At 50.9% G+C, this 9,081-nt stretch carries 8 protein-coding genes and 2 pseudogenes; 6 read left to right on the top strand and 4 right to left on the bottom strand.

The features are described 5' to 3' along the window. Positions 1-374: pseudogene (locus tag BGK49_RS04645) on the top strand (IS1-like element IS1X2 family transposase); the annotation flags it as partial. Positions 375-511: 137 nt separating this feature from the next. Here the strand turns inward: BGK49_RS04645 and BGK49_RS04640 are convergent. Together BGK49_RS04640 and BGK49_RS04635 are read right to left on the bottom strand one after the other, a co-directional pair. Continuing rightward, positions 512-1,714, bottom strand: coding sequence for an L-lactate MFS transporter (locus BGK49_RS04640; RefSeq protein ID WP_000189025.1), 1,203 nt, complete (start codon positions 1,712-1,714; stop codon positions 512-514). A gap of 227 nt (positions 1,715-1,941) precedes the next feature. After that, positions 1,942-2,640 carry an autotransporter outer membrane beta-barrel domain-containing protein gene (locus BGK49_RS04635; protein WP_005045936.1) on the bottom strand — a complete coding sequence of 233 codons (699 nt, stop codon included), beginning with the start codon at positions 2,638-2,640 and terminating at the stop codon, positions 1,942-1,944. 157 nt (positions 2,641-2,797) lie between these two features. Between BGK49_RS04635 and tag the strand changes: the two genes are divergently transcribed. Continuing rightward, entirely contained in the window at positions 2,798-3,361 is a 564-nt protein-coding gene (tag, locus tag BGK49_RS04630) for a DNA-3-methyladenine glycosylase I (RefSeq protein WP_000438961.1), read from the top strand. After that, positions 3,358-3,798: an N-acetyltransferase gene (locus BGK49_RS04625; RefSeq protein WP_000617481.1), complete on the top strand. Its 441-nt coding sequence runs from the start codon at positions 3,358-3,360 to the stop codon at positions 3,796-3,798. The genes tag and BGK49_RS04625 overlap by 4 nt, the downstream gene beginning before the upstream one ends. On the opposite strand, the pseudogene bisC reads toward BGK49_RS04625, so the two are convergent. Further along, a pseudogene (bisC, locus tag BGK49_RS04620) lies at positions 3,767-6,100 on the bottom strand (biotin sulfoxide reductase). The gene BGK49_RS04625 and the pseudogene bisC sit on opposite strands and share 32 nt — an antisense overlap. Positions 6,101-6,252: 152 nt before the next feature. Here bisC and BGK49_RS04615 point away from each other — a divergent pair. Beyond that, positions 6,253-6,840 (top strand): OmpA family lipoprotein, encoded by a 588-nt coding sequence (locus BGK49_RS04615; RefSeq protein WP_000747616.1) that lies wholly within the window; start codon positions 6,253-6,255, stop codon positions 6,838-6,840. A 103-nt stretch (positions 6,841-6,943) separates the two neighbouring features. Further along, entirely contained in the window at positions 6,944-7,918 is a 975-nt protein-coding gene (gene ghrB / locus BGK49_RS04610; protein WP_000805034.1) for a glyoxylate/hydroxypyruvate reductase GhrB, read from the top strand. Between the two features lie 49 nt (positions 7,919-7,967). Here ghrB and BGK49_RS04605 read toward each other — a convergent pair whose 3' ends face one another. Then, positions 7,968-8,678, bottom strand: a complete 711-nt coding sequence (locus tag BGK49_RS04605) for a DUF3053 domain-containing protein (protein WP_005045940.1) — start codon at positions 8,676-8,678, stop codon at positions 7,968-7,970. Positions 8,679-8,934: 256 nt separating this feature from the next. Between BGK49_RS04605 and BGK49_RS25360 the strand changes: the two genes are divergently transcribed. Then, positions 8,935-9,081: IS1 family transposase (locus BGK49_RS25360; RefSeq protein ID WP_001393286.1), on the top strand; the 147-nt coding region annotated here is incomplete at its 3' end.

Below are 9,081 nucleotides of genomic sequence, written 5' to 3'. Positions count from 1 at the left end.
ACGAACAGTGGGGCTACGTCGGTGCTAAATCACGTCAGCGCTGGCTGTTTTACGCGTATGACAGGATACGGAGGACGGTTGTGGCGCACGTCTTCGGTGAACGCACTCTGGCCACACTGGAGCGTCTTCTGAGCCTGCTGTCGGCCTTTGAGGTCGTGGTATGGATGACGGATGGCTGGCCGCTGTATGAATCACGCCTGAAGGGAAAGCTGCACGTTATCAGCAAGCGTTACACTCAGCGCATTGAGCGACATAATCTGAATCTGAGACAACATCTGGCAAGGCTGGGACGGAAGTCACTGTCGTTCTCAAGATCGGTGGAGCTGCATGACAAGGTCATCGGGCATTATCTGAACATAAAACACTATCAGTAAGTTGGAGTCATTACCTACATAATATATAAATAAAATATATTTGTGGTATGAATATTATTGTTCTTTTAATATGCGTCCATAAAAAAGGGAGACTTTGAAGTCTCCCTCCTCGTATTTATTTCAGTAGCAACATATTTCTAAATATGCGCCTCACGCAACATTTTCTGCTCTGGCTGACGAATCGTCGTAGAAAGCGCCAATGACAGAATCAGCAGGGCGAAAATCACGTAGAAGGTCACATAGAAACCGCCAAACAGTGAGGCGATAATCGAACCAAAAATGCTACCGATACCGAAACCGAGGTAAATCACACCGTAGTTTTTCGCCAGGTTATTGAGGCCGAAGAACTCACTGACCAGTGATGGAAAGACGGTAATAGTGCCGCCAAAGTTAAATGCCACGCAGGCAATCGCTGCAAAGAACGTCACTGCATTTAATGGTGCAAACAGCAGGGCCGCCATACCCACCAGCGAAATCACCTGACCAATGGTGATAACACGGATACGGGCAATTTTGTCAGACAGAATGCCCAGCACCAGACGACCTGAAAGGTTAGCGATGGAAATAACCGTTACTGCATTGGCTGCGGAAACCACATCAAGGTGTGCCAGACTTTGGGCGATATCTTTCGCTACCCCAATCACGTACAGGCCGCTCATGCAGGCAGTCAGGAACATTACCGCTAACATCCAGTACTGCGGTTTACGCATCGACTCTGCCAGCGTGTAATCTTTCTCCACCACACCATTGCTGGTTTTCACTTCCTGTTTTGGTGCGTCTTTCATTAACGTTGCGCCGAAAACAATCATCACCAGCGCAATCGCTCCCCAAATCACAAATGTTTTTTCCAGACCCACCGTTTCCAGCAGCTGCGTGTCGATAAATTTGAAACCCAGGCTACCAAGACCATAAGAACCGATAGCGAACGCGGAGATCAGACCTTTACGCTCCGGGAACCACTTCACGCAGTTAGAGAGCGTCAGCAGGTAACCCGCGCCATCCGCCAGACCGACCAGCACACCGGCGCTTAACCACAGCATCATCAGGTTGTCAGAATGCGCTGTCAGGAAGAAGCCTAATCCTAGCAAAATGCCGGAAGCCATAGTGACGCGTTTAACGCCAAAACGTTCCTGTAATTTCCCCGCAACAGAAGATGAAATTGCCAGCCCCAGACTTAACAAGCCGAAAGAGAAAGCGACCTGGCTTACCGGCGCATCCAGCTTGGCAGAAAGCGCGCCATTAAACAGGCTCCAGGTATAAACCGACCCCAGCGCAAACTGGGTAATGATAGTACCGATGAGTGTCAGCCAGCGGGTACGCTGATAATTTGAAGGTGTCATGGCAGTATTCCTGCAGTAATAAAAAGGAAAAATCTCTGCCGACAACCATAACGAAGTGCATTTTATGCCTGGGGAAAAACGGCATGAAATGCCATCAGAACGGAATGAAATGCCTTAGTTCAGGAATGAATGACGCGACAATTATTCACCAAATTTATTATTTGTAAGTTAGCACCCACTATCAGCACAACTATTGTTATTCAATGGTTTCAATTGTGACTGTTACGTTAAAATCTGGCGCTAACCCCCATCGTATACAGATAGTCGCTATTATTAGTGGTATTTTCTGCCTGAGTTAGCGCGGCATAGGCGGCAATATTTTGATTGAGCAACATATCAGCGCCTACGGTGACATCCAGCCAGTTGCCGTTCTGGTTTGTCGCCGTCATCCGGCTCAGGCCTGATTGCGCCTTCCAGATATTCTCGCCAAATTGCTGGTTATAGCTGATTTGCGCCCAGGGTCGGAGATCGCCAATCCGGGAGTCAACACGCCAGCCTAAGCTACTCACGCTGGCATGCCATAACGGATCGGTCAGCGTGGTAGTACTGTCGCCAAACTCGTTATACATCGAGGTGGTTGTGCCATCGTAATGTAATGCCGCGACCGGGCCGGTTGTAACCTGTTCATATAAAGGAAAATTCCAGCCCATACTCATACTGCTGGTCACATCCACAGGAGTTTCTTCCGCCAGATTGACTTCCAGTCCCAGCGCCCTTTGGCTACTTTGAATACGTTGCGACAAAATATCGTTGTAATCAGGTTGATGATCACTATCCCAGGTGTAACGTTCTGTGGAATGTCCGGGTTGCGTATCAACGATATATTCTTGTTGCCAGGCGTAAGCTGTGTTGAGAAAAAAGGCACTGATTACCACGCTCGCCAGCAGGCATAGCTGCCAGCGACCACCGCTTTTTTTTATGATCATTAACACGACTCCAGGGAAGAGCCGAATTCGGCAATATTATTGTCATTGTATGAAGGATATCGGGCATAGTAGCCCTGTATTAAATATTGACTTTTTCACCGATGCGTCAAGAAAAGCGGCTGAAATTTTTACGATCGGGTACATAGCGAGGGAAAGTATGGAACGTTGCGGCTGGGTGAGTCAGGACCCGCTTTATATTGCCTACCATGATAATGAGTGGGGCGTGCCTGAAACTGACAGTAAAAAACTGTTCGAAATGATCTGCCTTGAAGGGCAGCAGGCTGGGTTATCGTGGATCACCGTCCTCAAAAAACGCGAAAACTATCGCGCCTGCTTTTATCAGTTCGATCCGGTGAAAGTCGCAGCAATGCAGGAAGAGGATGTCGAAAGACTGGTACAGGACGCCGGGATTATCCGCCATCGCGGGAAAATTCAGGCAATTATTGGTAATGCGCGGGCGTACCTGCAAATGGAACAGAACGGCGAACCGTTTGCCGACTTTGTCTGGTCGTTTGTAAATCATCAGCCACAGGTGACACAAGCCACAACGTTGAGCGAAATCCCCACATCTACGCCCGCCTCCGACGCCCTATCTAAAGCACTGAAAAAACGTGGTTTTAAGTTTGTCGGTACCACAATCTGTTACTCCTTTATGCAGGCATGTGGGCTGGTGAATGATCATGTGGTTGGCTGCTGTTGCTATCCGGGAAATAAACCATGATTCGGGAAGCGCAACGTTCAGAACTCCCCGCGATCCTCGAACTGTGGCTGGAAAGTACAACCTGGGGACATCCCTTTATAAAAGCGAATTACTGGCGTGATTGCATTCCGCTGGTGCGGGATGCGTATCTTGCCAATGCGCAAAACTGGGTCTGGGAAGAAGACAGTAAGCTTCTCGGTTTTGTCAGCATTATGGAAGGCCGATTTCTGGCAGCGATGTTTGTCGCACCGAAGGCCGTCAGGCGCGGTATTGGTAAGGCGCTGATGCAATATGTGCAGCAGCGCCATCCCCACCTGATGCTGGAGGTTTATCAAAAAAATCAACCGGCGATAAATTTTTACCAGGCGCAGGGTTTTCACATTGTCGATTGCGCATGGCAGGATGAAACCCAACTACCCACCTGGATTATGAGCTGGCCGGTGGTTCAAACGCTGTAAGTGTCAGTTCCGGACCGTTGTATTTTTCCAGCCATGCCAGCGCCGTATTACCCGCACAGCCATTCCCCAGCCGCGAGCTGGGGAGATCTTTGGTCAGCACGTTGACTGCGCCGTTTTTACAAATACCGTCAGCGGTTAAATCCAAATCCGGCCATGCCCCTTCGTGAATACAAATCACGCCAGGTTTAATTCCCTCGCTAATGACCGCTCCGGCAAGAATTTGCCCGCGTGCGTTCCACAGCCGAACAGTATCGCCATCTTGAATGCCGCGCGCCAGGGCATCGTCAGGATGAATGGTGACAGGCTCACGATTTGCCACCGCATACAATTCGCGCAGAGAACTGTAATTCAGCTGGCTGTGCAGACGATGCGCCGGATGAGCAGAAAGTACCTGTAACTGTTCCGGTTCGGCATTGCCCTGCTATTCGTCCGGCTCCAGCCACATTGGATGCCCCGGGCAATCCGGATAAGCGTAATCGGCAATACGCTGCGAGAAGATTTCAATCTTACCGCTGGCGGTTTTTAATTGATGCGCCTGCGGATCGCGGCAAAAATCAGCGAAGCGAATAAACCGCTCGCTGTCCGGGTTTTCCGGCATCTCAATTAACTGATTGGCTTGCCAGAACTCAGCAAATGGCGGCAATTCAACCTGCTGGCTTGCCCCGCGCTGTCGGGCAACGTTATAAAACGTTTCCAGCCATTGCAACTCACTTTTTCCTTCCGTAAAACGTGCATAACCGCCCTTCTCCCAGCGTTCACTTAACTCGGCAAAAACATCAAAATCATTACGCGCTTCATAGCGTGGCGGCACCACTTGCTTCATCGGCACCAGATGCTGATTACTGTAATCGCCGGTCATGGTGAGATCATTACGCTCAAAAGAGGTAGTCGCAGGCAGAACGATATCCGCGTGTTTTGCCGCCGCCGTCCAGAAGCATTCGGAGATAACTACCAGCTCCGGTTTTTGCCAAGCTCGTATCAGGCGATTAGTGTCCTGATGATGGGTGAAGTTGGCGCCACCCGCCCACCAGATAAAGCGAATATCCGGGAAGAGGCGATTCATGCCATTGTGTTGGTATGCGCAGCCAGGGTTTTCCAGTGCTTCAACAATACGGGCAACAGGGATTTTATCTACCGCATCGCTGCCACCCGGCAAGCTACCCTGCATGGAAGAGAGCACCGCAGAACGCCGCGTGGGATTACCACCATTGGCAAAATGATAAGAAAGACCAAAACCGCCGCCGGGTGTGCCGATTTGCCCCAACATTGCCGCCAGCGTGACGATCATCCAGTGTTTTTGCTCACCAAACTGTTGGCGCTGCATTCCCCAGCCAGCCATCAGCATGGTCGTGTTTTGGTGGAAAAGAGCCGCCAACTCGCGAATTTTCGCTGCGTGAACCCCACAAATCCCTGCCGCCCATTCGGCGGTTTTGGCTATTCCGTCACTCTCGCCCAGCAAATAAGAGGCGAAGACGGCATAACCTGTGGTGCAACGCGCCAGAAACGCTTCGTCGTGCCAACCATTTTCCACCAGCGTATGGGCGATCCCCAGCATCAGCGCAACATCGGTGCCCATGTGCGGTGCCACCCACTCCATTTTATCGCCAAAGAAATCGACGGTTTCCGATCGCATTGGATCAATACAGATCAGCTTTTTCCCGCTGTCACGCAGTGCGGAAAAGTAAGAAAGCCCCTGCTCATCAGATGCATTCCACGCAATTTTCAGCGTATTGAGTGGGTTAGCACTCCACAACACCACGACATCGCTATGTTCCAGCACCAGCGGCCAACTGGTTTGCTGTTGATAAACTTCGCTGCCACCCACGACATACTGCATGATCGCCTGTGCCGCACCGGTCGAATAATCCCCCAGATGCCCGGTATAACCGCCTGCCAGCGCCATATAGCGTTGTAATAATGTCGAGGCCTTATGCAGCACGCCGTTTGAACGCCAGCCGTAGGAACCAGCAAAAATCGATGCCGGACCATAAGCCTCACGAATGCGTTTATGTTGTTGGTGAATAAGATCCAGCGCCTCATCCCAACTCACGCGAACAAATTCATCCTGCCCACGAATGCCTTGCGGGTTTTCCGGTGACGCGAGAAAGCCTTTGCGCACCATTGGAAATCGTACCCGCGTATTGCTGTGAACCTGGTCGCGAACCGCGCTCTGCAAGGAGTTTTCCATTCCTGTGGCTAACGCGCCACGCGAGCTAAACACGGTTTCGCCGTCGGTTTCAACCAGCATGGGCCCCCAGTGGGCGGCAGTCAGAACGGAATATCGTGAGGATGAGTTGGCCAAACCGAAGACTCCTGAAAGGTTAGATGTATTGAGCAGTTAAATATTACTTACAAATTTCCGAGTATTCCCAGGAATAATCTTCATGTTCACGCGGCATAATCTCCCGCCACGGAACCCGTGGCAAAGAATAAAAAGGTTATTAAGGATTAACAATGAAGAAACGTGTTTATCTTATTGCCGCCGTAGTGAGTGGCGCTCTGGCGGTATCTGGCTGCACAACTAACCCTTACACCGGCGAACGCGAAGCAGGCAAATCTGCTATCGGCGCAGGTCTGGACTCTCTCGTGGGCGCAGCTCTGGGCGGCGGCGTGGGTTATTACATGGATGTGCAGGAAGCGAAGCTGCGTGACAAAATGCGCGGCACTGGTGTTAGCGTAACCCGCAGCGGGGATAACATTATCCTCAATATGCCGAACAATGTGACCTTCGACAGCAGCAGCGCGACCCTGAAACCGGCAGGCGCTAACACCCTGACCGGCGTGGCAATGGTGCTGAAAGAGTATCCGAAAACGGCGGTTAACGTGATTGGTTATACCGACAGCACGGGGGGTCACGACCTGAACATGCGTCTCTCCCAGCAGCGTGCGGATTCCGTTGCCAGCGCGTTGATCACCCAGGGCGTGGACGCCAGCCGCATCCGTACTCAGGGCCTTGGCCCGGCTAACCCAATCGCCAGCAACAGCACCGCAGAAGGTAAGGCGCAAAACCGCCGTGTAGAAATTACCTTAAGCCCGCTGTAATCCCTTTCATGCCAGGTGATGCAGAAATCACCTGGCATTCTTCAGTTTTCCTTCATCATATTTCAGGCTAAGGTGAGCGCCTTATCAGTGAATGGAGAGAAGCATGAAGCCGTCCGTTATCCTCTACAAAGCCTTACCTGATGATTTACTGCAACGCCTGCAAGAGCATTTCACCGTTCACCAGGTGGCAAACCTCAGCCCACAAACCGTCGAACAAAATGCAGCAATTTTTGCCGAAGCTGAAGGTTTACTGGGTTCAAACGAGAATGTAGATGCCGCATTGCTGGAAAAAATGCCGAAACTGCGTGCCACATCAACGATCTCCGTCGGCTATGACAATTTTGATGTCGATGCGCTTACCGCCCGAAAAATTCTGCTGATGCACACGCCAACCGTATTAACAGAAACCGTCGCCGATACGCTGATGGCGCTGGTGTTGTCTACCGCTCGTCGGGTTGTGGAGGTAGCAGAACGGGTAAAAGCAGGCGAATGGACCGCGAGCATAGTCCCGGACTGGTACGGCACTGACGTTCACCATAAAACACTGGGCATTGTCGGGATGGGACGGATCGGCATGGCGCTGGCACAACGTGCGCACTTTGGCTTCAACATGCCCATCCTCTATAACGCGCGCCGCCACCATAAAGAAGCAGAAGAACGCTTCAACGCCCGCTACTGCGATTTGGATACTCTGTTACAAGAGTCAGATTTCGTTTGCCTGATCCTGCCGTTAACTGATGAGACGCATCATCTGTTTGGCGCAGAACAATTCGCCAAAATGAAATCCTCCGCCATTTTCATTAATGCCGGACGTGGCCCGGTGGTTGACGAAAATGCACTGATCGCAGCATTGCAGAAAGGCGAAATTCACGCCGCCGGGCTGGATGTCTTCGAACAAGAGCCACTGTCCGTAGATTCGCCGTTGCTCTCAATGGCCAACGTCGTCGCAGTACCGCATATTGGATCTGCCACCCATGAGACGCGTTATGGCATGGCCGCCTGTGCCGTGGATAATTTGATTGATGCGTTACAAGGAAAGGTTGAGAAGAACTGTGTGAATCCGCACGTCGCGGACTAAGCCGCGACTGCGTGAAGTAAAGCCCGATAATCGCTCGGGCTTTTACTCTTTATTGGGTTGCAGTAACTGCTGTAGTCCAGGCCTGATTAAACGCCTGATGTTGTGCCGGTAACGGCGCAATCAGTTTGTTATATTCACTTGCCTGCTGCGAAGTCGGGAACTGGATACCATTTGCTACAAAGCTCACCTGAGTACCTTGTTGAGCAATGTAGTCTCCAACCATCACCAGTTGTTGCGTGAAAGTTTGTGCAACCGGAATCAACGGTTGCAATGCATCAGCTGGCGTCGTTACCACTTTGGTGAATGCCTGATCAAAGACCGGTTTCAAATCATCGGTCTGTTTTAGCGCAGAGTGCGCAGCATCGGCCTGCAACTTCGCATTTTGCAGTTGTTGCGCCAGCACACCCAGCGAACCGTTCATTTCACGCAGCGGACCGCTTTGCGTAACGTAATCCTGCGGTACGCGAATTGCGTTAACGCTGTCTACGACCGGGCGCAGACCGGAATCCATCGCCTGATTCACCTGCTGAGAATAACCATACAGAATCGCGTAATCAGAGACAAAAGGACCAAACTGTTTTTTCTGATCGGCAGTCAGGGTTGGTAGACGTTCACCGCTACGCATCACTGTATTCTGCAGGAAGTCGATAAACGCTTTACGCTGATCGCCTTCTTTATCAAAACACCCACTCAGGCTAACTACCATTAATAACGCCGCAAGAGGCGCAAACCAGCGAGAGAAGGACTTTCCTGTCGCCATTTTCTTACTCCTTTCACCCAAAAAAAGCGCACAACGACACACGCGTGTCTGACGTGACAAGGATAGTCCAGGACAGGCTTGCAGGATACCCTTTCTACGTAATCTTCCTGGTAAAATCATGGAGAAAATGAAACAAGGTTAATTTGTTGTTTCATTGTTAAAAAATGATATTGCCGTTGCTTTTTTGTAGCCCGAGATTTAGGTGATGCTGCCAACTTACTGATTTAGTGTATGATGGTGTTTTTGAGGTGCTCCAGTGGCTTCTGTTTCTATCAGCTGTCCCTCCTGTTCAGCTACTGACGGGGTGGTGCGTAACGGCAAAAGCACTGCCGGACATCAGCGCTATCTCTGCTCTCACTGCCGTAAAACATGGCAACTGCAGTTCACTTACACCGCTTCTCAA

Origin of the sequence: Shigella sp. FC1544, assembly GCF_001722145.1 — a bacterium.
In the GTDB taxonomy this organism is placed as follows: Bacteria; Pseudomonadota; Gammaproteobacteria; order Enterobacterales; family Enterobacteriaceae; genus Escherichia; species Escherichia coli.
Note: the sequence above shows the minus strand (reverse complement) of the source record. Positions and strands in the feature narration are given on the sequence as shown.

Coding starts and splice junctions, on each gene's coding strand:
- ghrB (WP_000805034.1), top strand. CDS start 6,944: ATGAAGCCGTCCGTTATCCTCTACAAAGCCTTACCTGATGATTTACTG.
- BGK49_RS04615 (WP_000747616.1), top strand. CDS start 6,253: ATGAAGAAACGTGTTTATCTTATTGCCGCCGTAGTGAGTGGCGCTCTG.
- BGK49_RS04605 (WP_005045940.1), bottom strand. CDS start 8,678: ATGGCGACAGGAAAGTCCTTCTCTCGCTGGTTTGCGCCTCTTGCGGCG.
- BGK49_RS04640 (WP_000189025.1), bottom strand. CDS start 1,714: ATGACACCTTCAAATTATCAGCGTACCCGCTGGCTGACACTCATCGGT.
- BGK49_RS04625 (WP_000617481.1), top strand. CDS start 3,358: ATGATTCGGGAAGCGCAACGTTCAGAACTCCCCGCGATCCTCGAACTG.
- BGK49_RS04635 (WP_005045936.1), bottom strand. CDS start 2,640: ATGATCATAAAAAAAAGCGGTGGTCGCTGGCAGCTATGCCTGCTGGCG.
- tag (WP_000438961.1), top strand. CDS start 2,798: ATGGAACGTTGCGGCTGGGTGAGTCAGGACCCGCTTTATATTGCCTAC.